Raw genomic sequence first — 22572 nt, 5'->3', positions numbered from 1 at the left:
GGGCACCTGCGGTGAGGTCAGCCTCTGTTGAACGGGTGTCGGCCCGACCTGTCACGCGAGCGCGAGGGCTGCGCCGATGTCAGCCTTCGCCTGCTCACCGTATGCCGCTGCGATGCGCTTGAGGAAGCCCTCACGCTCGAGCTGGTACTCCTGGGTGCCCTTGGTCTCGACGACGCTGGCGGCGATCGTGCAGCCGATCTGCGCCGAGCGCTCGAAGTCGAGTCCGGCCGCGATGCCGGCCAGGAATCCGGCACGGAAGCTGTCGCCGACGCCGGTCGGGTCGACCGCGACGATTCCTTCGTTGGCGCCGACCTCGATGGGGTCACCATCGGCCGGGTAGATCGTGACGCCGGCCTTGCCCCGGGTGACGATGCGCGTGCCGACGTGGGCCTGGACGTCGGCCGTCGACCAGCCGGTCTTCTGCTCGATGAGCGCCGCCTCGTAGTCGTTGCTGAACAGGTAGGTGGCCCCGTCGATCAGGTCGCGGATCATCTCGCCCTCGGCGAACGCGAGCTGCTGCGAGACGTCGGCGGCGAACGGCACGCCGCGCTCACGGCAGGCACGGGTGTGCCGCAGCATGCCCTCGGGATCGTCAGGTCCGATCAGGACCAGGTCGAAGTCCTCGCCGACGGCGAACAGGTCGATGTCGCGGGACTCGGACATCGCACCGGCATAGAACGTGGCGAACTGCGCCAGCTCGCTGTCGGTGGTGCACACGAACCGCGCGGTGTGGCGGGTCTCGGACACGAGGACGCCCGACGTGTCGACGCCGGCGTCGTCGAGCCAGCCGCGGTACTCCGCCTCGAAGTCGCGGCCGACAGCCCCGACCAGCAGGGCCCGGTGCCCGAGCTTGGCGAGGGCGTAGGCGATGTTGGCGGCACACCCCCCACGGCGTACGTCGAGGTCGTCCACGAGGAAGGACAACGAGATCTTGTCGAGCTGGTCCGGCACGAGCGAATCGGCGAACTTGCCCGGGAATGTCATGAGGTGATCAGTGGCGATCGAACCGGTGATGGCGAGGTGCACCCCCACACCATAGACAACGGCCTCCTGCGATGCAGGAGGCCGTCGTGTGTCGTAGGTCCTAGTGGAACGAATCACCGCAGGCGCAGGAGCCCGTGGCGGCCGGGTTGTCGATCGTGAAGCCCTGCTTCTCGATCGTGTCGACGAAGTCGATCGTCGCGCCACCGAGGTAGGGCAGGCTCATGCGGTCGACGACGACGTTGACGCCGCCGAACTCGAAGATCTGGTCGCCGTCGAGCGAGCGCTCGTCGAAGAACAGCTGGTAGCGCAGGCCGGAGCAGCCGCCGGGCTGCACCGCGATGCGGAGCGCGAGGTCGTCGCGACCTTCCTGGGCCAGGAGGCTGCTCACCTTCTCGGCCGCACCCTCGCTCAGGGTCACGCCGGTGGCAGGTGTGGTCTCGACGGTGGACTGCTCAGTCTCGATCGTCATGTGGTCTCCCATGGATCTGGTCTGTGGTCACGACACGGTGGTCAACATGTCCCGTGCCGATTCCATTCCATCGTACGCCGTCAATCCTCATGCCGAGGCGACCACGTGCGCGCGACACGCTCGGCGAGCGCCGCGAGGCTCGCATGGGGCTCCCCCATCGCAGCGTCGAGTCCCACGAGGTCGGACACCGAGTAGGCGCTCTCGACCCCCATGGCGCGCATCTCCCGGGAGCCGACGAGGACCTGCCCCGCGAGCACGATGCAGGGACGGGCCGCAGAGCCGGCGACCGACGCCACGCCGTAGACGACCTTGCCGGCGCGCGACGAGAAGTCGTACGTCCCCTCGCCCGTCACCACGAGGTCGTGCGCGTCCGCCTGGGCGGTGAGCCCGACGGCCTCGGCCACGAGGTCGATGCCGGAGACGACCTCGCCACCGAGCAGCATGAGCGCGAACCCCAGCCCGCCGGCTGCGCCGGCGCCCTTGGCGTCGGCGACCCGGCGCTCGGCCGGCGTCGAGCCGCAGGTCGCCTCGACGAACCGGTCGAGGATGCCGTCGACGGCGATGATCTCCTCGTCGGTCAGTCCCTTTTGCGGCCCGAACGTCTTGGTCGCCCCGAACATGCCGAGCAGCTGCACGTCCACATCGGCCGCGATGACGAGCTCGACCCCGTCGAGCCGGGCGCGGGCCGGAGCGAGATCGACCTGTGTGACGCCGGCGAGCCCGTCGGGCCCGGCGTCCAGACCTACGTCAGCGGTGGCCCCGAGGGCGGCGAGCAGGCCCGCTCCCCCGTCGTTGGTGGCGCTGCCACCGAGGCCGACCACGACGCGTCGGGCGCCCGCGTCGAGGGCGGCACCGATCGCCTGCCCGACGCCGTACGTGGTGGCGTGCAGCGGGTCCTGCGGATCCGCCAGGTGCAACCCGCACGCCTGGGCGCTCTCGACGTACGCCGTGCCGTCCGCGTGCAGGATCGTGACCGGGACGTCTGCGCCCACCGGCCCGCGCACGGTCGCGACCTCGAGATCGCCGCCGGTCCCCTGGTGCAGGACGTCGACGAAGCCCGGACCCCCGTCAGCCATCGCGGCGGCGTGGAGCTCGTCGTCGGGGGCGTGGCGCCGCCAGCCCTCGATGATCGCCCGGGCCGCCTCAGGGGCAGTGAGGGTGCCGCCGAACGCGTCAGGCGCCACCAGGACCCGCATGCGCGACCTACTGGGCGAGGGCCTGCTCGGCGGCGGCGATCAGCACGCACGTGGCGAGCACGTCGATCGCGGCCTCGAGCTCCTGGGGCGACGGGTAGGACGGCGCGATGCGGATGTTGCGGTCGCGCGGGTCGTCGCCGTACGGGAAGGCCGCACCGGCAGGTGTCATCGCGACGCCGGCCTCACGGGCGAGCTGGATGACCCGCGACGCGGTCCCGTCGACGACGTCGAGGCTGACGAAGTAGCCGCCCTTGGGCTCGGTCCAGCTCGCGACCCCGTGGTCGCCGAGGCGGGCACGCAGGATCTCGGCGACGGTCTGGAACTTGGGTGCCAAGATCGCCCGGTGGCCGTCCATGAGCTCGTGGACACCCTCGGCACTCTTGAGGAAGCGGGCGTGACGGAGCTGGTTGACCTTGTCGGGGCCGATCGTGCGCTTGCCGAGATGCTTGAGGTACCACTCGATGTTGGCCGCCGAGCTGCCGAGGAAGCACACGCCTGAGCCCGCGAACGTGACCTTGGAGGTCGACGCGAAGATCACCGGGCGGTTGGGATGCCCGGACGCTGAGCACAGTCCGAGGATGTCGGCTGTCTTGGTGTGCTGCTCCGTCAGGTGGTGCACGGCGTAGGCGTTGTCCCAGAAGATGCGGAAGTCCGGCGCCGCGGTCTCCAGCGCCGCGAGCTCGGCCGCGACGGCCTCGCTGACGACGGCGCCGGTCGGGTTGCTGTAGGTCGGGACGAGCCACATCCCCTTGACGGCCGGATCCTTGACGAGCTCACGCACCGCGGCGACGTCGGGACCGTCGTCGAGCAGGTCCACCGGCAGCATCTCGATGCCGTACTCCTCGAGCAGGGCGAAGTGCCGGTCGTAGCCCGGGACGGGGCAGATGAACTTGACGGCCTCCTCGACGCCCCACGGCTGCTCGGAGTCGGCGACACCGTGGAAGAGCGCGAACACGAGGTTGTCGTGCATCATCGCGAGGCTCGCGTTGTCACCCGCGACGACCTGGTCGACCGGCACCTGCATGATCGGTGCGAAGATCTCGCGCAGCTCCTTGAGCCCCGTGAGCCCGCCGTAGTTGCGCGTGTCGGTGCCGGCGGCGTCAGTGAACTCCGAGCCGGGCATCGACAGCAGCTCGTTGGACAGGTCGAGCTGGGCCGGCGACGGCTTGCCGCGCGTGAGGTCGAGCTTGAGGCCCGACTCCTTGAGCGTCTGGTAGGCCGCCGTCTGCTCGGCGAGCAGGGCCTGGATCTGGTCGGTGGAGAGGGTGTCGAACGTCACCTGTCCAACCTATCCGCCCGGGTCCTGTCAGCCGAGACCGGGAGCGCCCCAGATCGCGAGCCACTTCGTGAGGTCGGGCTCGACCGGCACGTCCTCGCCCACGATGCCGCGCACCTGCAGCTCCAGCGCGTTGTCACGCTTCTCGCCGTCGAGCGGAGCGAACGGGTAGAACGTGCCGCGCTTGTAGAGGTAGACCAGGGCGAGCGGCTTGGCGTCGACCGCGGTGAAGCCGATCGTCGAGCACAGCAGGGCCGAGCCGAAGCCCGCGTCGGCCAGCGAGCTGTTGACGGCGTGGAGGTCGGTCACGAGGCCCGACACGTCGCCGTCCGTACGGGTGACCGTGAGCCAGTGGAAGCCGAAGCGGTCCGTGCTGCGGGCGACGGTGGCGCCTGCGTTGGTCGTGATCAGCTTCTCGGCCTCGGCCATGACCGTGTCGTCGGCGCTGCCCTCGACGTCGCGGAAGCACACCGAGCCCGAGCCGCTGGTCGTGAAGCCCTCGGTCTGCAGCGACAGCGCGGCCTGCGGCACGGCGAACAGGACGTCGAGGTCGGCCTGCGGCGGCTTGGTACGACCGAGGATGGCGTCGAAGATGCCCACGGCGTCAGCCCTGCTCCGACAGCTCGGCGCTGACCTTGGCGAGCTGGTCGAGCCGGACCTGCAGCGGCGGGTGCGTCGCGAACATCGCGCCGATCGACTCGCGGTTGATCGCGGGGGCGAAGAAGAACGCGCTGATCGCCTGGCCCTCACGCAGGTCGCGGTTGGGGATGCGCGCCATGTCACCGGAGATCTTGACCAGCGCCGACGACAGCTTGGACGGCCGGCCGGTCAGGTAGGCGCCGCTGCGGTCGGCGCTGAGCTCGCGGTAGCGCGACAGCGACCGGGTGAGGACGAAGCTCACGAAGTAGACGACCATGCTGACGAGGAACACGACCAGGAACACGGCACCGCTGTTCTTGTTGCCCCGCCCCCCGAAGATGTTGCCGGCGTACATGCCCCAACGAGTGATGAAACCCGCGAGCAGGCCCAGCGACGAGGCGACGGTCATGACGGTGACGTCGCGGTTGGCCACGTGCGACAGCTCGTGCGCCAGCACGCCCTCGAGCTCGTCGGCGTCGAGCCGTTGCATGATGCCGGTCGTCACGCAGACCGAGGAGTGCTTGGGCGAACGCCCGGTCGCGAAGGCGTTGGGCATGTCAGTCACGGCGACGGCGACGCGGGGCTTCGGCATGTCGGCGAGGGCGCACAGCCGGTCGATCATGGCGTGCAGCTCGGGAGCCTGCTCGGGCTCGACGACCTTGGCTCCCATCGACTTCAGCGCGAGCGTGTCGGAGAAGAACCACTGGCCCCACGCGATGGCCAGGACGATGACGATGCCGAAGGCGCCCAGTGACGTCTGGGTCAGGAGGACCGCGCCGAACGCGACGTAGAGCGCGCCCAGGCCGAGGGAGACGCCGCCCATCCGCCAGGTCAGCCCACGATCACCTTTGAAGCGAGTCCGTGCCATCGTCGTCCTTCCCGGGAGTGGAGATCTGCTCGAGCTGCCGGTCGACCTCGGCGCTGTCGAGTGCGGTGTCGAAGCGGCGACGCAGCGCGTCGTCGGAGCTCTCGCCCGGCTTGGTCACCACGCCCTCGGCGACGAGCTCGTCGACGGCGTCGGCCGTGGCCTCGAGCTCACGCGTACGGCGTTCGGCCGACTCGACCGCCTGGCCGACGTCGCTCACTGAGGAGTTGATGCCGCGGGTCGCGCTGTTGATCTCGGCGCGCGCCGCCGCTGCCGTGTGGCGCGCGGCCAAGGTGTCCTTGCGAACGCGGAACGCCTCGACCTCCTGCTCGATCTTGAGGGCGGCAGCCTCCAGCTTGTCCTCCTCGAGCACCAGGTCGGCATGCCGGGTCCTGAGGTCGGCGGCCGCCTTCTCGAGGGTGACCTTGCGGGTCAGGACCGCTCGCGCCGCGTCGTCGTTGCCGTGAGCCACGGCCTGGCGTGCCTCGTCGTCGAGCTGCGCGGCCTGCTGGTCGAGCGCGGCGAGCTGGAGCTCGACCCGTTTGCGGCTCGTCGCGACGTCGGCCACGCCGCGGCGTACCTGCCGGAGGAGGGCCGTCTGGTTGCGGTAGGTCTCGTCGAGCTTGTCCTTCAGGTTCTCGACATCGTTGCCGCGGAAACGCCATGAGCGGAAGATCCTGGCGAGCCGCTTGCCGATGCTCATGCCGTGCCCTCCGTCGCCGTCGTCGGGCGGTTGCTGCGCTCGCTCATGTCACCAACCCTACGGGTAGGGTTGCGCCCGTGGTAGACGAGACAGAGGCCGGCAAAGGACGTCGCACGCCGACGCGCAAGGAGGCCGAGGCCGCGCGCAAGAAGCAGATGAAGGTCCCCCTGACGCGCAAGGAGCAGGCCAAGCGTGAGCGGGCCGCCCGCGAGGAGATCCGCCTCAAGCAGCGCGAGGCGCTCAAGACCGGCGACGAGAAGTACCTGCCGGCCCGCGAGCGCGGTCCGGTGCGCAAGTTCTGCCGCGACTACGTCGACCGCCGCTGGAACTTCGGGGAGTTCCTGCTCCCCCTGCTCGTGGTGATCCTGATCGCGGTGTACGTGGCCCCCGTCCTCACGTCACTCCTGTGGGCCGTGACACTGGCGGCGTTCGCGATCGACGAGCTCTTCCTGATCCGCGGACTGAAGCGGGAGCTCAAGAAGCGGTTCGCGCCCGAGGACGTCCGCGGCACGACCTCCTACACGTTCTTCCGCAGCACGCAGCTGCGCCGTCTCCGGCTGCCGAAGCCGCAGGTCAAGCGCGGCGACCCGCTCGCCAACCGCTACTGACTGGTCTCGCGCGGGTCGCTCAGGCGTCCTCGGCGTGCAGCGACATCGGGCCGTAGACCTCGGTCTCGCCCTCGAAGAGGCGTACCTGGTCGATGCCCTGCTCGATGAGCGACTCGAAGTCCTCGCCCACCCAGGACTCGGCGTCACCGCGGCTCTCGAACTCCTCGGACCGGCCCTTGACCTCGCCGAGTGAATCCTCCAACGTCCAGGTCCATGCCATGACTCAGCTCTCCTTGGTCGACGGTTGCACGAATGGTGGCTTGGTGACGGTAAAGGCCTCGGAGCGTCCGCGCACGTCGACGACGACGGTCGCGCCGTCCTCGACCGAGGGCTCGAGCAGGGCCAGCGCGATGCCTTGGCGGAGCGTCGGCGAGAACGTGCCCGAGGTGATCTCCCCGAGCTCGGCGCCGTCGGCGTCAGCGACCGTCATGCCGGGGCGCGGGATGCCGCGACCCTGTGCCAGCAACCCACGCAGCGTGCGGACGGTCTTCTCCGCGCGCTGACGCTCCAGTGCCGCCTTGCCCCAGAAGGCCGGCTTGCCCCAGCCGACCGCCCAGCCGGCGCGAGCCATGACCGGGCTGATCTCGGGCGACAGCTCGTGCCCGTGGAGCGGGTATCCCATCTCGGTGCGGAGGGTGTCGCGTGCACCGAGGCCGCACGCCCGGATGCCGTGCTGCTCCCCCGCTGCCATGACGGCGTCCCACACGTCGCCGGCGGACGCCGACGGCACGACGAGCTCGTAGCCGCGCTCGCCGGTGTAGCCCGTGCGGCAGACCGTGATGTCCTGGCCCGCGATCGTCGCGTCGGCGAACGACATGTACTCGTGGTCGACCGGCAGGTCGAGCGCCTTCAGCACCTCGTCGCTCAGCGGACCCTGGATCGCCAGGACGGCGTGATCGCGGTGCTGGTCGGTCACCTCGATGCCCGCGGGGGCGGCAGCCTGGAGGCGGGCGACGACCGCGGCGGTGTTGGCCGCGTTGGGGATCAGGAACACCTCGAAGTCGCTGCGCAGGTAGGCGATGAGGTCGTCGACGGTGCCGCCGTCGTCGTCGCAGCACAGGGTGTACTGGGCCTTGCCGGTCTCGATGCGGGCCAGGTCGTTGGTCAGGCACTCGTTGACGAACTGGGCCGCGCCCGTGCCACGCACCAGCGCCTTGCCGAGGTGGCTGACGTCGAACAGGCCGACTGCCTCGCGCACCGCCTTGTGCTCGGCGAGCACGCCCCCGCCGGCGTACTCCAGCGGCATGTCCCAGCCACCGAACTCGGCGAGCTTGGCCCCGAGGGCCACGTGGCGGTCGTGCAACGGCGAGTGCAGCAGATCCATGGGACCCAAGGTAGGGCACGGTCGCGCACGCTCGACGTGCGAGCCTAGAGTGGCGGACATGCTCTCAGTGACCCTCAGCACCGCCAAGCCGACCACTGCCCGCGCCGACGCACTGATCCTCGGAATCCGCGGCGACGAGGACAAGGGTGACCTGGCTCCCACGCTCGACCTGCTCGGGTTCACGGGCGAGAAGGGCCAGACCGTGACGTTCCCTGCCGGGGACGCCGCCAAGGCCTCCTTGATCGTGGCCGTCGCCCTCCCCGAGGAGCCGACCGCCGAGGACCTGCGACGCGCCACTGCACGCGGGGTTCGTGCTGCCAAGAACGCCACGAGCATCGCGATCGCCCTGCACCCGGCCGGGGTCGACGAGGTCGAGGCGATCGCCGAGGGCGTGCCCCTCGGCGCGTACGTGTTCGACACCTTCAAGTCCAAGAAGAAGGGCGACGCCAAGAAGCCCAAGCTCAAGTCCGCCGTGATCCTGAGCCCGTTCGCGCGGCAGACGACTGCGACCAAGGCCGTGGAGCGCGCCGCCACTGTCGCCGCCGCCGTCAACACCGCCCGCGACTGGGTCAACACGCCTCCCGGTGACCTGCGACCGGCCGACTTCGCCGAGGCCATCACGGCGCACGCCGGCACCGACGTCAAGGTCACGGTGTGGGACGAGAGGCGCCTGGCCAAGGAGAACTGCGGTGGCATCCTCGGCGTGGGACGCGGCTCCGACAGCCCGCCCCGGCTCGTCACGATGACGTACGCCCCGGCCGACGCGGTGACGCACCTCGCGCTGGTCGGCAAGGGCATCACGTTCGACTCGGGCGGACTCTCCATCAAGCCCGGCGCGTCGATGCAGACCATGAAGCTCGACATGGCCGGCGCCGCTGCCGTCGCCGCCGCGACCGTGGCGATCGCCCGTCTCGGCCTGCCGATCAAGGTCACGGCGTACGCCTGCATCGCCGAGAACATGCCGAGCGGCGGAGCGACGCGTCCCGGCGACGTGCTGTCGATGCGCAGCGGCGCCACGGTCGAGGTGCACAACACCGACGCCGAGGGTCGCCTCGTGCTCGCCGACGGTCTCGCGCTCGCGGCCGAGGGCAAGCCCGACCGCATCGTTGACGTCGCGACGCTCACCGGAGCGTGCGTCGTCGCCCTGGGCGAGCACACCAGCGGCATCCTCGGCAACGACGAGGAGTTCGGCGACACCGTCTTCGCGGCGTCCAAGTCGGCCGGCGAGTCGATGTGGCCCTTGCCCATCACCGAGGAGATGAAGGGCAAGGTCAACTCCTCCAGCATCGCCGACCTGCGGCAGCACAACCCCAAGCCGTACGGCGGCACGCTGTTCGCCGCGGCGTTCCTGCGGGAGTTCGTCAAGGACATCCCCTGGGCGCACCTCGACATCGCCGGTCCGTCGTTCAACGAGGGCAGTGCGTTCGACTACACGCCCGTCGGCGGCACCGGCACCGGCGTCCGCACGCTGGTCCGGCTGGCATCGGAGCTGGCCGGGGCTCGATGACGATCGACGCCGCCACGGCCAGGGCCCTGTCGCAGCGGTTGGCCGTCGAGCAGTCCACCCAGCGGCTGCCGTCGATCGCCGCCGGCATCGTCCGTGACGGCGCGCTCGTGTGGTCCGACGTCGCGGGCACCCTCGACGGGCAGGCAGGCGGCACGCCACCGACGACTGACACCCAGTACCGGATCGGCTCGATCTCGAAGACGTTCGTCGCGGTCGAGGTGCTGCGGCTCCGCGACGAGGGTCGCCTCGACCTCGGCGACCCGATCGGTACCCACCTGCCCGAGGTGCCGTTCCCCCAGGTGACCGTCGCCCAGCTGCTGACGCACACGTCCGGCCTGCAGGCCGAGACCGACGGGGACTGGTGGGAGCGCACCGAGGGCGTGCCCTGGGCCGAGCTGATGGCCTCGGCACCTCGGCTCCGGAGCACGCCCGGGACGGGCTTCCACTACTCCAACGTCGGTTTCGCCGCGCTCGGCGAGCTGATCGCCCGGCTCCGCGACCGACCGTGGGACGAAGCGGTGCGGACCGGCATCCTCGAGCCGCTCGGCATGACCCGTACGACGGTGAGGCCGGTCGCTCCGGCAGCACCCGGCCTCGCGGTGCATCCCTGGGCCGACCTCGTGCACGTCGAGCCCGAGCACGACGCCGTCGCGATGGCCCCCGCCGGGCAGCTGTGGTCCACCGTCGACGACCTGGCCCGCTGGGCAGCGTTTCTCGGCGGTCGGACCGCCGGGGTGCTGTCGGAGGCCACGCGGGTCGAGATGCTCCGGCCGATCGCGGTCAACGACCTTCCTGGCGTGGCGTGGACGGGCGCGCACGCGCTCGGCTGGCAGGTGTGGAACGTCGACGGCCGCCGCTTCGCCGGTCACGGCGGGTCGATGCCCGGCTTCCTCGCGACGCTCCGGGTCGACATCGAGTCCGGCGACGGGATCGTGCTGATGACCAACTCGACGAGTGGACTCGGCACGTCGACGTCGGACCTGCTCGACCTGTTGGCCGAGAAGGAGCCACTGGCCCCGAAGCCGTGGAGCGCCGACTCGGCGGAGGCTGCAGCGCTGGACCTCGTCGGCCCGTGGTTCTGGGGGACGTACGCGTTCACCCTGTCCATCGCCCCCGAGGGCGTGCTGCGCCTCGGGACGCCCGGCGAGGGACGCGGAGCCCGGTTCAGGCCCGATGGCGACGCCTGGGTGGTGCTGGACGGCTACTACCGCGACGAGCCGCTCACGGTGGAACGTGACGCCTCAGGCCAGCCCGTCCGGCTGCTGATCGCGTCGTTCGCCTTCACGCGTACGCCCTACGACCCCGACGCGACGGTCCCCGGCGGCGTGGACGAAGCCGGCTGGCACTGACCGTCCGCCTGCTCGGGCGGGCCGGTCGGCGGGTTCAGCGGCTGGCGGCGATGAACTGCACGATCCGGGTCAGCAGCTCGTGCGGCAGCGGGCGGTCGTACATGAGCTTCACGGTGTCCTTGTCCGAACGCAGCGGCGCGATCTCGGGCTCGAGGTCACCGTCCGCGACCGGGACCGGGTAGAGGCCGATGTGCTTCGACCACCCGGCGTAGTGGACCAGGTAGCGGTCGCCCAGGGTCACGCACGGCATCTGGTAGCGGATCGTCTCGCCGGACCCCGGCACGGCCGTCCTGATGGTCGCCCGGACGTCATCGAGAACGGCCTGCACCTCGACCGGGAAGGAGGCGATGTACTCGTCGACGGTGTCGAAACGCTCTGCCATGCCGTCAGTCTGGCAGGTCAGTCGGGCAGGCCGAGCGTCCGTGCTGCGTCCTCGACGGTGTCCCACTTGGTGCGCTCGCCGCCGAGCCGGTCGGGGTGCGCCTGCTTGCGGGCCTTGCGATAGACCCGCATGAGCTCGTCGAACGACGGATTGGTGGGCAGGGGGTCGACGCCGGCGACCGACTCCAGGGTCATGATCGCGGCGAGCTCCTTAGGCGTCTGCTTGGCCGGCGCGGAGGTCGTGGAGCTCGACGAGGACGGCGGCGGGGTGCCCTTGGCCTTGCGCAGGTCGTAGTCGCGCTTGCGTGACGGCACACCGACGAGGTTGGCGTCGTAGACCGGGATGTTGAGCTTCTTGCGGGCGAACTCGTAGGCCGCCTGCGCCGATGCGACCCGGCGCCGGATCGACTCGCCGTCGGCCGCCACCAGGAGCAACGTCGTCTGGGTGACGGACGTCTTGGGCTCGACGTACGCCTCGACACCCTGGCGTGACTCGGCGAAGGCGCGCAGCGCGTCGAGGTCGGCACGGCTGGCGTTGCGGTCGGAGACCACGGCGCCGCCGTCCGTCCTGGCCTTGCGGCCTCGGAAGATTCCCATGCGCACAAGTGTGCCCGATCGGAGGGCATCGCCGGATCAAACCCCGGTGGCAGCGTCCTTGCCGCAAGTGACAAGATGATGACGAACGACATCCTTGGGAGGACACCGTGGCGGACGTCGCCGGCAACAACTTCGACATCGTGATTCTCGGCGGCGGCAGTGGCGGCTACGCCTGCGCGCTGCGCGCGGTCCAGCTGGGCAAGAGCGTCGCCCTCATCGAGAAGTCCAAGCTGGGCGGGACCTGCCTGCACTGGGGCTGCATCCCGACCAAGGCGCTCCTGCACTCCGCGGAGGTCGCCGACCTGGCCCGCGAGGGCGAGAAGTACGGCATCAAGTCGACCTTCGACGGCATCGACATGAGCGCGGTCAACACCTACAAGGACGGCGTCATCGAGCGCCTCTACAAGGGACTGCAGGGGCTCATCAAGTCCGGCGGCATCACGGTCGTCGAGGGCGAGGGCAAGCTCGTCGATCCCAAGACGGTCGAGGTCAATGGCGAGCGCTACACCGGCGCCAACGTCGTCCTGGCGACCGGCTCGGTCTCCCGCACCTTGGGCCTCGACATCGGCGGCCGGGTCATCACCAGCACCGAGGCGCTCGCGATGAGCGAGGTACCCGAGAAGGTCGTCATCATCGGCGGCAGCGTCATCGGCGTCGAGTTCGCGTCGGTCTGGAAGTCGTTCGGCGCCGATGTCACGATCATCGAGGGCCTGCCGACGCTGATCCCGCTCGAGGACCCGTCGCTGTCCAAGCAGCTCGAGCGCGCGTTCCGCAAGCGCAAGATCAACTTCAAGACCGGCGTGAAGTTCAGCAGCGTCGAGCAGAACGAGTCCGGCGTCACGGTGTCCCTCGAGGACGGCACCACGATCGACACCGACCTCGTCCTCGTGGCCGTCGGCCGTGGACCCAACTCCGCCGGCATGGGCTACGAGGAGGCCGGCATCACGGTCGACCGTGGCTGGGTGCCCACCAACGAGCGGCTCGCGACCAACGTCGACGGCGTGTTCGCCGTCGGTGACCTCGTCCCCGGCCTGCAGCTCGCGCACCGCGGCTTCGCGCACGGCATCTTCGTCGCAGAGGAGATCGCCGGCCTCAACCCGCAGCCGGTCGTCGACTCGGGCATCCCCCGCGTCACCTACTGCGACCCCGAGGTCGCCTCGGTCGGCCTCACCGAGCCCCAGGCCCGCGAGAAGTACGGCGACGACAACGTCGAGATCCAGGACTACAGCCTCGGCGGCAACGGCAAGTCGCAGATCCTCGCGACGACCGGCAGCGTCAAGCTCGTACGCGAGAAGGACGGCCCCATCGTCGGCGTCCACATGATCGGCGCCCGCTACGGCGAGCAGGTCGGAGAGGCGTCCCTGATGGTCAACTGGGAGGCTTACCCCGAGGACGTGGCGCAGTTCATCCACGCCCACCCCACCCAGAACGAAGCTCTCGGCGAAGCAGCACTCGCACTCGCCGGCAAGCCCCTCCACTCGCACGCCTGACCCGGAGACCTGAGGACATCATGGCAACTGAAGTCACCCTTCCCGCGCTCGGCGAAAGTGTCACCGAGGGCACCGTCACGCAATGGCTCAAGCAGGTCGGCGACTCGGTCGCCGTCGACGAGCCGCTGCTCGAGATCTCGACCGACAAGGTCGACACCGAGATCCCGTCGCCCGTCGCCGGCACGTTGCTCGAGATCAAGGCCGACGAGGACGACACGGTCGAGGTCGGCGCGGTCCTCGCCGTGATCGGCGAGGAGGGTGAGAGCACCGACGACTCGGCGACGGCTCCCGTCTCCGAGGAGAACCTCCAGGCCGACAAGTCCCAGGACGACGGATCGACGTCCTCGGACGGCTCACAGCCCGAGCCCGACGCGGTCGCCGAGATGCGCACCGTGACTCCCGACGACAGTGCCGAGGCGGCGCACGACGCGGCCGAGACCGAGGCTGCCCCGCAGCCCGAGACCAAGCAGACCTCCGGCGGAACGGCTGTGACGCTCCCCGCGCTCGGTGAGAGCGTCACCGAGGGCACCGTGACCCAGTGGCTCAAGCAGGTCGGCGACGACGTCGCCGTCGACGAGCCGCTGCTCGAGATCTCGACCGACAAGGTCGACACCGAGATCCCGTCCCCCGTCGCCGGCAAGCTCCTCGAGATCAAGGTCGCCGAGGACGAGACCGTCGAGGTCGGTGCCGAGCTCGCGATCATCGGCTCCGCGGATGCCGCGCCCGCCGAACCGGCAGCCGAGGCCCCCGCTCCGGAGGCCAAGGCTGAGCCGGAGCCCGAGCCCGAAGCCAAGGCGGAGCCCGAGCCGGAGCCGGAGCAGGCACCTGCATCCGAGCCCCAGGCCGCCGAGCCGGAGTCACAGGCCAACCCGGCCGAGTCCTCGCCCCCGGCCGAGGCCCCCGCTGCCGCGGAGGCACCCGCCCCCGCGCCCGAGCCGGCACCTGTGCCCGCCGCGTCACCCGGTTCCACGGGCGACACCTATGTGACGCCCATCGTCCGCAAGCTCGCCAAGCAGCACGACGTCGACCTCGCGACCGTGACCGGCACCGGCGTCGGCGGGCGCATCCGCAAGCAGGACGTGCTCGACGCGGCCGAGAAGGCCTCCTCCGCCCCGGCAGCAGCACCCGCTGCCGCGGCCCCCGCTGCCCAGGCTCCCTCGGCCGAGCCGTCGCCGCTGCGTGGAAAGACCGAGAAGCTCAGCCGTCTGCGCAAGGTCGTCGCCAGCCGCCTGGTCGAGTCGCTGCAGATCTCGGCTCAGCTGACCCAGGTGCACGAGGTCGACGTCACCGAGGTGGCCCGCCTGCGGGCTCGGCACAAGGACGCGTTCCTCGAGCGTGAGGGCGTCAAGCTGACCTACCTGCCGTTCTTCGCCAAGGCCGCGATCGAGGCGCTCAAGCAGTACCCGACGCTCAACTCGGCCGTCGACATCGAGGCCGGGACGATCACCTATCCGGCCGGCGAGCACCTCGGCATCGCCGTCGACACCGAGCGCGGTCTGCTCGTGCCGACGATCAAGGATGCCGGCGACCTGTCGATCGCCGGGCTGGCCCGCAAGATCGCGGACGCCGCCGAGCGCACCCGCACCAACAAGATCACCCCGGACGAGCTGTCCGGTGCGACCTTCTCGATCACCAACCTCGGCAGCAACGGCGCGCTGTTCGACACGCCGATCATCAACCAGCCGCAGGTCGCGATCCTGGGCGTCGGCGCGGTCGTCAAGCGTCCTGTCGTGGTGACCGATGCGCAGGGCAGCGACAGCATCTCGGTCCGCAGCATGGCCTACCTCGCGCTGACGTATGACCACCGCATCGTCGATGGCGCCGATGCCGGCCGGTTCCTCACAGCGGTGAAGCAGCGCCTGCAGGGCGGCTCCTTCGAAGGCGAGCTCGGGTCCTGACCCATGCACGTCGTCATCGGTGGGGCATCGGGCTTCCTGGGCAGCGCCCTGACGCAGCACCTGCGTCAGGGCGGCCACCAGGTCACCCGTCTCGTACGCTCTGCCGACACCTCTGACGACACGTCGCTCTGGGACCCCTACACGGGTCGCATCGACCAGATCGTGATCGACCGCGCCGACGCAGTGGTCAACCTCTCGGGCGCCTCGGTGGCGCGATGGCCGCGTACGCCCCAGCGTCGCCGGGAGATCCTCGAGTCACGCACGGCCCCCACCAGCACGCTGGCCAAGGCCGTGGCCGCGTCGCCCAACCCCCCCGCCTTCATCTCGGCCTCCGGCATGTCGAAGTACGGCGTGGACCGCGGCGACGAGGTCCTGACCGAGAGCAGCACCGCCGGCAGCGGCTTCCTGCCCGAGGTCATCCACGCCTGGGAGGCGGCCGCAGCCCCGGCTGTCGACGCCGGGGCTCGGGTCTGCTTCATGCGCACCTCCCTGGCCCTCGACGGCGACGAAGGCCTGCTCCGGTTCATGCTGCCGGCCTGGAAGCTCGGCGTGGGTGCTCGCCTCGCCAGCGGTCGCCACTACATGTCGTTCATCTCGCGCCGCGACTGGGTGCGCGCGGCGGAGCTGCTCATCGAGTCCCCCGACCTCAGCGGGCCGTTCAACTTCGCGGCGCCGACTCCGGTGACCAACGCCGAGTTCACCGACGCGTTGGGCGACGCCGTCCACCGGCCGACGTTCCTCGTCGCGCCCGGCTTCGCCCTCAAGGCGGCGCTGGGCAGCATCGCCGACGATCTGCTCGGGTCGCTGCGCATCTTCCCGAGCGCGCTGCTCGACGCGGGCTTCACGTTCGAGGATCCCGACATCGCCTCGGCGCTCGGATCCGCCCTGCGATGAGCGGGTCGCTGCCGTCGCCCCACACGGCGTCGTCAGACCCGCAGGAGGCGTTCATCGCCTACCTGGACTTCTTCCGCGAGGCGGCCCGCCACAAGGTGGCCGGACTCGACGAGCAGGCCCTTCACCAGAGCCGATTGCCGTCAGGCTGGACTCCCGTCGAGCTGCTGGAGCACCTGGTCCACATGGAGCGCCGGTGGCTCGTGTGGGGATTCCTCGCCGAGCCCGTCGACCGCCCGTGGGGTGACCACCTCGACGACGTCGACTCCGGCCGGTGGGCCACCCGGCGCCCGCTCGAGGAGATCCTCACCGACCTCGCCGAGGGCGGCCGGCGCACGACGGAGATCGTCCGCTCGCACGACCTGCTCGACCAGGCTGCGACCGGCGGACGGTTCCCGGCGGACGGGGCGGTGCCCACCCTCACCACGATCCTGTTCCACGTGATGCAGGAGTACGCCCGCCACGTCGGGCACCTCGACATCGTCCGCGAGCTCATCGACGGGACCACCGGCGAGGAGTGACGCGAGGCCGGCTCAGCCCTGGTCGGACCCGGCGATCCGCCAGCCCTCAGGCGTACGCACGAGGGTGATCTCGCGACGCGACGACCGGTCCCTCGGCAGATCGGTCACGGCTCCGTCGGACCACACGACGCGCGCCGGGCCCAGCCGGTCGACGACGTCGAGCCGGGCCCGGGAGCCCGACGCCGCCAGCACACGGCACGAGATGACCCTGAGGTCGGCACCGACGACGCGCCCGCCACGGCGCCGGTAGTCGGCGATCGTCATCGCGTCCGCCTGCAGCGAGCGGCTGCCGCGGACGTACACCCGGTCGAGCAGCCCGGCCTCGGACGTCGCGAAGGCCTCGGCTCGCACCTCGTCGAGCTCGCCGAGCCTGGTCGCCCACTGGTCGGCAGGTGCGGGCGAGACGGCTCGCACGGCCGCGATCAGCACCCAGAGCCAGTCCATGGCGCCACTGTGCCGTCGTACGGCCACACGCGCTCGCCGCCGTCCACAGGCGGTCATCGCCGGAGGGTTACGCTGGAGACGTGACGCTGCAGATCCTGGACGAGTGGTACGGCGAGCGCGCGATCGACTACGCCGAGGCGTGGGAGCTCCAACGCGAGCTGCACGGTCAACGCGTGGCCGACGAGATCACCGACACCGCACTGTTCCTCGAGCACCCCGCGGTGTACACGGCGGGCCGGCGCACCGAGCCCCACGAGAGGCCGTTGGACGGCACTCCCGTCGTCGACGTCGACCGCGGCGGCAAGATCACGTTCCACGGTCCAGGCCAGCTCGTCGGCTACCCCATCACCAAGCTGCCGTCCCACGTCCTCGTGGTCGACTACGTGCGCCGGGTCGAGGAGGCGATGATCCGCGCCTGCGCCGATCTGGGCGTGACAACGGGACGTGTCCCCGGCCGCTCCGGCGTGTGGCTCGCTGCCGGCCAGGGCCGCATCGAGCGCAAGGTCGGCGCCATCGGCATCCGCGTCTCAGGCGGGGTCACGATGCACGGGTTCTCGCTCAACGCCAACGTCGACCTGGGCTTCTACGACCGCTTCGTGCCGTGCGGCATCGCCGACGCGGGAGTGACGTCGCTCAGCGCCGAGCTCGGCCGCGACGTGACGGTTCGTGAGGCCGCGGAGGCCATCACCCCGCACCTGCGCGCGCTGCTCGAGTGGCAGGCGTACGAGCCCTCCGCGGACCTGGTCCACGACGAACATCCCAGCGTCCCGGTCCTCGGTCTGAGCGCTGGGGCACGGGCGTAGGCTGGCACTGTGACCATCGCACCTGAGGGACGCAAGATGCTGCGTCTGGAAGTCCGCAACGCCGAGACCCCCATCGAGAAGAAGCCCGAGTGGATCAAGACCCGGGCCAAGATGGGTCCGGAGTACAACGAGCTGATGAAGCTCGTCAAGGGCGAGGGCCTCCACACGGTCTGTCAGGAAGCGGGTTGTCCTAACATCTTCGAGTGCTGGGAGGACCGCGAGGCGACCTTCCTCATCGGTGGCGAGCAGTGCACGCGCCGCTGCGACTTCTGCCAGATCGACACCGGCAAGCCCGACCCGATCGACCGCGACGAGCCCCGCCGCGTCGCCGAGTCCGTCCAGAAGATGGAGCTGCGCTACGCCACCATCACCGGCGTGGCCCGCGACGACGTCCCCGACGGCGGTGCCTGGCTCTACGCCGAGACGGTCCGCAAGATCCATGAGCTCAACCCCGGCACGGGCGTCGAGAACCTCATCCCCGACTTCAACGGCATCCCCGAGCTGCTCACCCAGGTCTTCGACAGCCGTCCCGAGGTGCTGGCGCACAACGTCGAGACCGTTCCGCGCATCTTCAAGCGCATCCGGCCGGCATTCCGCTACGAGCGCTCGCTCGACGTCATCACCCAGGCCCGTGACTACGGCCTGGTCACCAAGTCCAACCTGATCCTCGGCATGGGCGAGACCCGCGAAGAGGTCTCGCAGGCGCTGGTCGACCTGCACGAGGCCGGTTGCGACCTCATCACGATCACCCAGTACCTCCGCCCCTCGGTGCGCCACCACCCCGTCGAGCGGTGGGTCAAGCCCGAGGAGTTCGTCGAGCTCAAGACCGAGGCCGACGAGATCGGGTTCGCCGGCGTCATGTCCGGACCGCTCGTCCGCTCGTCCTACCGGGCCGGCAGCCTCTACAAGCAGGCCATCGAGTCAGGACGCGGCGGCGCTGCACTGCGCAACGCGACGTAGACTGACCCTCATGTCGAATGCCACCCCCGAACCCGCCAAGGGTCGCCTGGGCCAGATGCGCCAGGCGTACACGATCACCAAGCGCAGTGACCGCAACATCGGTCTGCTCCTGCTGCTGACCTTCCTGCTGGCCGGTGGCCTGGCGGCGACGCTCGGCTACTTCGTGTTCGGCACCGGCACCTTCGGCCTGATCTTCACGATCCTGTTCGGCGTGCTCATCGGCATCCTCGCGGCGCTCATCGTCTTCGGCCGCCGCGCCGAGAAGGCCGCGTACGCGCAGGTCGAGGGCCAGGTCGGCGCCGCCGCCGGCGCCCTGCAGATGCTGCGTCGCGGCTGGGAGCTCAAGCCTGCGGTGGCATTCACCAAGAACCAGGACGTCGTGCACCGCGTGGTCGGCCGGCCCGGCATCATCCTCGTCGGCGAGGGCAACCCCACGCGGGTTCGCAACCTGCTGACCGCGGAGAAGAAGAAGCACGCGCGCATCGGCGGCGACGAGGTCCCCGTGCTCGACGTCGTGGTGGGCAACGGTCCCGACGAGGTGCCGCTGACCAAGCTGGTCAAGCACATGCGCAAGCTGCCCAAGAACATCAAGCCCGCCCAGATGACGGCGGTGCTCTACAAGCTCAAGGCTCTCGACGCAATGCGTCCTGCCGCTCCCATGCCGCGTGGCCCCGTGCCGACGAGCATGAAGGGCTCCCGCAAGGCGATGCGCGGCTGATTTCGCGTCATGCCTTCTGAGGTCCGTGGGCCTCGGTCCTCATGACGCAACAGGCGTGGGTCAGGCTCGGGCGACGCGAGAGCCGGCGGCGAGGTCGTGGATGCCGCGCTTGTCGTCGGTCATGACGACCGCGGGGAGCACCAGGCACAGGAGCAGCGAGCGCACGAAGGCGCGTGGGAGGCCGATGGGGCGCCCGTCAGGGTTCTCCACCTTGAGCTTGAAGAGTCGCTTGCCGATCGTGAACCCCAGCAGTCCCGTCAGGACCGACATCTCGACGACGAAGAACGCCGTGATGATCAGGTTCTCCCGGATGTCCTCGGGCGGGTAGCCCGTGCCCACGATGGCTGCTGCGCTCAACGACGCGATGATCCAGTCGACGAGCAGGGCGCCGAGGCGGCGGACGAGCGAGGGAGGCTGCACGCGGCCGAGCCTACCGACGGCCCGATTGCGCTCGGCACGGGCACTTGTAACATTCCTGAAACAATCCAGTGACTGCCGGGAAACTGCCCGAGCCTAGCGTCAACGGTACGGTGCAGCGACGCACTCACCTGTCATCGACAACACAGGCCGCACAGCGGTCGAGGAGGCCCCATGTTCGGCAATGCCGACGAGCTGTTCAAGTTCATCAAGGACGAAGGTGTCGAGTACCTCGACGTCCGATTCACCGACTTGCCCGGCATCCAGCAGCAGGTCACCCTGCCTGCTTCGACCTTCGACGCCGACATGGTCGCCAACGGCGTCGCGTTCGACGGCTCGTCGATTCGCGGCTTCCAGACGATCGACCAGTCCGACATGGTGCTCTTCCCCGACATCAAGACCGCCTACATCGACCCGTTCAAGGCGCGCAAGACGCTCGCGATGGACTTCTTCGTCCACGACCCGATCACGGGCGAGGCCTACTCCCGCGATCCGCGCAACATCGCCCGCAAGGCCGAGGCCTACCTGGCGACGACCGGCATCGGTGACACCGCGTACTTCGCGCCCGAGGCCGAGTTCTACATCTTCGACCGCGTCAACTACGGCACCAGCGCCAACAAGTCGTTCTACGAGATCACGTCGGCCGAGGCCGCCTGGTCCACGGGTGACTCGATCGACGACAACCGCGGCTACAAGGTCCGCTTCAAGGGCGGCTACTTCCCCGTCGCGCCGACCGACAAGACCGCCGACCTGCGCAACGACATGATGAGCAACCTCACCGAGGCCGGCCTCGTCCTCGAGCGCGGTCACCACGAGGTCGGCACGTCCGGCCAGGCAGAGATCAACTACCGCTTCGACACGCTGCTCAAGGCCGCCGACGACGTCATGAAGTTCAAGTACATCGTGCGCAACACGGCGTGGGCGAACGACAAGACCGTCACGTTCATGCCGAAGCCGATCTTCGGTGACAACGGCTCGGGCATGCACGTGCACCAGTCGATCTGGAACGACGGCAGCCCGCTGTTCTACGACGAGGCCGGCTACGGCGGACTGTCGGACCTGGCGCGGCACTACATCGGCGGCATCCTGAAGCACGCGCCGTCGCTGCTCGCGTTCACCAACCCGTCGGTCAACTCCTACCACCGCTTGGTGCCGGGCTTCGAGGCGCCGATCGCGCTCGTCTACTCCGCCCGCAACCGTTCGGCCTGTGTCCGCATCCCGATCACGGGCTCGAACCCCAAGGCCAAGCGCATCGAGTTCCGCTGCCCCGACCCGTCCGCCAACCCGTACCTCGCCTTCTCGGCGCTGCTGCTGGCCGGGCTCGACGGCATCAAGAACAAGATCGAGCCGCCGGCGCCGATCGACAAGAACATCTACGAGCTGCCGCCCGAGGAGTACGAGGCCATCGACATGGTGCCGACCTCCCTCAACGCGGTGCTCGACTCGCTCGAGGCCGACCACGAGTTCCTCACCGCCGGTGACGTGTTCACGCCCGACCTGATCGAGACGTGGATCGACTACAAGCGCAACGAGGAGATCCTCCCCGTCCAGCTGCGCCCGCACCCGCACGAGTTCGAGCTCTACTACGACATCTGAGTGGTGGTCTCACCGACCTGAGAGCACGGCGTGAGGTGACTCCTCCGTCACTCAGCCGGCGAGAACAGTCGAACCGCCCGACGACAGCGCATGCAGGTCGCCCCCAGCCCTACGGCTGGGGGCGATCTGCGTCTCGTACGGCTCGCGCGAACGACGCGTGTCAACATCACCTCCGGAGCCGTGACCTGCCGTATATTTGGGCCCTGACCGACGGCGGGTCTGGTCCCCCTTCGAAGAAGCGAGAGACGATGTGAAGGCGCCCATCATTGTCCTCATGGTCGTCTTCGCGCTGGCGCTGTGCAGCACCGCAGTCCCGACCGGCTCCGTTGAATCTGCTGAGGCCGCGGCCACCCCGGCTCCCCGGGTCCTGTTCGTCGGCGACTCGTCGGTCTCGCTCTACAACAACAGGGTCGGCAGCTATCAGCGCGGCTGGTGGTCGTACGTGGCCGCCGCCAAGGGTTGGACCCCGATGAAGGACGCGGAGTACGGGTCGGGCTACCTGCGACGCGGCAACTCCTGCACGGGCACGCGGTACGCCCACCGGTTGCCTGTCGTGAGCGAGCGGAAGCCCGACGTGATCGTCGTGGCCGGCGGACGCAACGACGCCAAGAAGTGCGTGGCCGGCAAGCTGGTCCCAGCCACGACCGCCGAGCTGGCCCGGCTCGCCGACACCTACTTCGACGAGCTGTTGACCCGCGCGACGGCGGCTGGGGTCGACAAGGTCTATGTCCTGTCGCCGTGGGCCGGCGACTTCCCCGTGGGCTACAAGATCCGCCCGATCATCCGTGACGCTGCGCAGGCACATGGGTTCACCTGGATCTCGACGTCGTTCATCCCGAGGAACTACACGACCGACGGACTGCACCAGAACGCCAGCGGCAACCGCCTGATCCGCGATCAGGTCCTCGCGGGCATGTCCTAGCTGCCGACCCCCAC

At 69.7% G+C, this 22572-nt stretch carries 25 protein-coding genes; 12 read left to right on the top strand and 13 right to left on the bottom strand.

The window, feature by feature from the left end; genetic code table 11:
• Positions 1-51: 51 nt before the first annotated feature.
• The 7 genes from AB0N22_RS02870 to AB0N22_RS02840 all read right to left on the bottom strand — a co-directional run bounded on the left by AB0N22_RS02870 (position 52) and on the right by AB0N22_RS02840 (position 6132).
• Positions 52-1026 (bottom strand): carbohydrate kinase family protein, encoded by a 975-nt coding sequence (locus AB0N22_RS02870; protein WP_364635814.1) that lies wholly within the window; start codon positions 1024-1026, stop codon positions 52-54.
• A 58-nt stretch (positions 1027-1084) separates the two neighbouring features.
• On the bottom strand, positions 1085-1453 hold the full coding sequence (locus AB0N22_RS02865; protein WP_364635811.1) for an iron-sulfur cluster assembly accessory protein: 369 nt from the start codon (positions 1451-1453) through the stop codon (positions 1085-1087).
• Positions 1454-1533: 80 nt separating this feature from the next.
• A complete protein-coding gene (locus AB0N22_RS02860) occupies positions 1534-2649 on the bottom strand; it encodes a glycerate kinase (protein WP_364635808.1) in 1116 nt (371 codons plus the stop codon).
• A gap of 7 nt (positions 2650-2656) precedes the next feature.
• Positions 2657-3928 (bottom strand): aminotransferase class I/II-fold pyridoxal phosphate-dependent enzyme, encoded by a 1272-nt coding sequence (locus AB0N22_RS02855; protein WP_364635805.1) that lies wholly within the window; start codon positions 3926-3928, stop codon positions 2657-2659.
• Between the two features lie 27 nt (positions 3929-3955).
• Positions 3956-4525, bottom strand: a complete 570-nt coding sequence (locus tag AB0N22_RS02850) for a hypothetical protein (RefSeq protein ID WP_364635802.1) — start codon at positions 4523-4525, stop codon at positions 3956-3958.
• A gap of 4 nt (positions 4526-4529) precedes the next feature.
• Positions 4530-5432 (bottom strand): zinc metalloprotease HtpX, encoded by a 903-nt coding sequence (htpX, locus tag AB0N22_RS02845; protein WP_364635799.1) that lies wholly within the window; start codon positions 5430-5432, stop codon positions 4530-4532.
• On the bottom strand, positions 5407-6132 hold the full coding sequence (locus AB0N22_RS02840; protein WP_364635796.1) for a PspA/IM30 family protein: 726 nt from the start codon (positions 6130-6132) through the stop codon (positions 5407-5409). Before AB0N22_RS02840 ends, htpX begins: the two co-directional genes overlap by 26 nt.
• Before the next feature lie 77 nt (positions 6133-6209).
• On the opposite strand from AB0N22_RS02840, the gene AB0N22_RS02835 reads away from it, so the two are divergent.
• Positions 6210-6740, top strand: coding sequence for a DUF3043 domain-containing protein (locus tag AB0N22_RS02835; RefSeq protein WP_364635793.1), 531 nt, complete (start codon positions 6210-6212; stop codon positions 6738-6740).
• Between the two features lie 19 nt (positions 6741-6759).
• Here the strand turns inward: AB0N22_RS02835 and AB0N22_RS02830 are convergent, their stop codons facing one another.
• A complete protein-coding gene (locus AB0N22_RS02830; RefSeq protein ID WP_364635790.1) occupies positions 6760-6960 on the bottom strand; it encodes a hypothetical protein in 201 nt (66 codons plus the stop codon).
• A gap of 3 nt (positions 6961-6963) precedes the next feature.
• Complete coding sequence (gcvT, locus tag AB0N22_RS02825) at positions 6964-8064, bottom strand: glycine cleavage system aminomethyltransferase GcvT (RefSeq protein WP_364635787.1); 1101 nt, start codon at positions 8062-8064, stop codon at positions 6964-6966.
• A gap of 58 nt (positions 8065-8122) precedes the next feature.
• Between gcvT and AB0N22_RS02820 the strand changes: the two genes are divergently transcribed.
• Entirely contained in the window at positions 8123-9571 is a 1449-nt protein-coding gene (locus AB0N22_RS02820; RefSeq protein WP_364635784.1) for a leucyl aminopeptidase, read from the top strand.
• Positions 9568-10920: a serine hydrolase domain-containing protein gene (locus tag AB0N22_RS02815; protein ID WP_364635782.1), complete on the top strand. Its 1353-nt coding sequence runs from the start codon at positions 9568-9570 to the stop codon at positions 10918-10920. Before AB0N22_RS02820 ends, AB0N22_RS02815 begins: the two co-directional genes overlap by 4 nt.
• A gap of 34 nt (positions 10921-10954) precedes the next feature.
• Here the strand turns inward: AB0N22_RS02815 and AB0N22_RS02810 are convergent, their stop codons facing one another.
• Together AB0N22_RS02810 and AB0N22_RS02805 are read right to left on the bottom strand one after the other, a co-directional pair.
• On the bottom strand, positions 10955-11302 hold the full coding sequence (locus AB0N22_RS02810) for a DUF1801 domain-containing protein (RefSeq protein ID WP_364635779.1): 348 nt from the start codon (positions 11300-11302) through the stop codon (positions 10955-10957).
• 17 nt (positions 11303-11319) lie between these two features.
• A complete protein-coding gene (locus AB0N22_RS02805; protein WP_364635777.1) occupies positions 11320-11898 on the bottom strand; it encodes a hypothetical protein in 579 nt (192 codons plus the stop codon).
• Between the two features lie 107 nt (positions 11899-12005).
• On the opposite strand from AB0N22_RS02805, the gene lpdA reads away from it, so the two are divergent.
• Genes lpdA through AB0N22_RS02785 form a run of 4 tightly spaced genes read left to right on the top strand, consistent with a single transcriptional unit; the run spans position 12006 to position 16698 of the window.
• Positions 12006-13388: a dihydrolipoyl dehydrogenase gene (gene lpdA, locus AB0N22_RS02800; RefSeq protein WP_364635774.1), complete on the top strand. Its 1383-nt coding sequence runs from the start codon at positions 12006-12008 to the stop codon at positions 13386-13388.
• Between the two features lie 20 nt (positions 13389-13408).
• Positions 13409-15286, top strand: coding sequence for a 2-oxoglutarate dehydrogenase, E2 component, dihydrolipoamide succinyltransferase (sucB, locus tag AB0N22_RS02795; protein ID WP_364635771.1), 1878 nt, complete (start codon positions 13409-13411; stop codon positions 15284-15286).
• A 3-nt stretch (positions 15287-15289) separates the two neighbouring features.
• Positions 15290-16180 carry a TIGR01777 family oxidoreductase gene (locus AB0N22_RS02790; protein ID WP_364635768.1) on the top strand — a complete coding sequence of 297 codons (891 nt, stop codon included), beginning with the start codon at positions 15290-15292 and terminating at the stop codon, positions 16178-16180.
• The gene (locus AB0N22_RS02785) at positions 16177-16698 is read left to right on the top strand and encodes a DUF664 domain-containing protein (protein WP_364635765.1); all 522 of its coding nucleotides are present in this window, start codon (positions 16177-16179) and stop codon (positions 16696-16698) included. Before AB0N22_RS02790 ends, AB0N22_RS02785 begins: the two co-directional genes overlap by 4 nt.
• Before the next feature lie 12 nt (positions 16699-16710).
• Here AB0N22_RS02785 and AB0N22_RS02780 read toward each other — a convergent pair whose 3' ends face one another.
• Positions 16711-17142, bottom strand: coding sequence for a hypothetical protein (locus AB0N22_RS02780; RefSeq protein WP_364635762.1), 432 nt, complete (start codon positions 17140-17142; stop codon positions 16711-16713).
• Positions 17143-17222: 80 nt separating this feature from the next.
• Between AB0N22_RS02780 and lipB the strand changes: the two genes are divergently transcribed.
• Genes lipB through AB0N22_RS02765 form a run of 3 tightly spaced genes read left to right on the top strand, consistent with a single transcriptional unit; the run spans position 17223 to position 19623 of the window.
• On the top strand, positions 17223-17945 hold the full coding sequence (gene lipB / locus AB0N22_RS02775; RefSeq protein ID WP_364635759.1) for a lipoyl(octanoyl) transferase LipB: 723 nt from the start codon (positions 17223-17225) through the stop codon (positions 17943-17945).
• A 36-nt stretch (positions 17946-17981) separates the two neighbouring features.
• Positions 17982-18905 (top strand): lipoyl synthase, encoded by a 924-nt coding sequence (gene lipA, locus AB0N22_RS02770; protein WP_364639181.1) that lies wholly within the window; start codon positions 17982-17984, stop codon positions 18903-18905.
• 10 nt (positions 18906-18915) lie between these two features.
• The gene (locus AB0N22_RS02765) at positions 18916-19623 is read left to right on the top strand and encodes a DUF4191 domain-containing protein (RefSeq protein ID WP_364635757.1); all 708 of its coding nucleotides are present in this window, start codon (positions 18916-18918) and stop codon (positions 19621-19623) included.
• Between the two features lie 60 nt (positions 19624-19683).
• Here AB0N22_RS02765 and AB0N22_RS02760 read toward each other — a convergent pair whose 3' ends face one another.
• Positions 19684-20043, bottom strand: coding sequence for an RDD family protein (locus AB0N22_RS02760; protein WP_364635754.1), 360 nt, complete (start codon positions 20041-20043; stop codon positions 19684-19686).
• Positions 20044-20214: 171 nt separating this feature from the next.
• Here AB0N22_RS02760 and glnA point away from each other — a divergent pair, with 171 nt between their 5' ends.
• Together glnA and AB0N22_RS02750 are read left to right on the top strand one after the other, a co-directional pair.
• On the top strand, positions 20215-21636 hold the full coding sequence (gene glnA / locus AB0N22_RS02755; protein WP_364635751.1) for a type I glutamate--ammonia ligase: 1422 nt from the start codon (positions 20215-20217) through the stop codon (positions 21634-21636).
• A 274-nt stretch (positions 21637-21910) separates the two neighbouring features.
• Positions 21911-22558: an SGNH/GDSL hydrolase family protein gene (locus AB0N22_RS02750; protein WP_364635748.1), complete on the top strand. Its 648-nt coding sequence runs from the start codon at positions 21911-21913 to the stop codon at positions 22556-22558.
• The last annotated feature ends 14 nt before the right edge of the window (positions 22559-22572 follow it).

Source organism: Aeromicrobium sp. NPDC092404, assembly GCF_040684095.1.
Lineage (GTDB): Bacteria > Actinomycetota > Actinomycetes > Propionibacteriales > Nocardioidaceae > Aeromicrobium.
The sequence above is the reverse complement of the archived record's forward strand: the minus strand, read 5'-3'. Positions and strand labels throughout refer to the sequence as shown.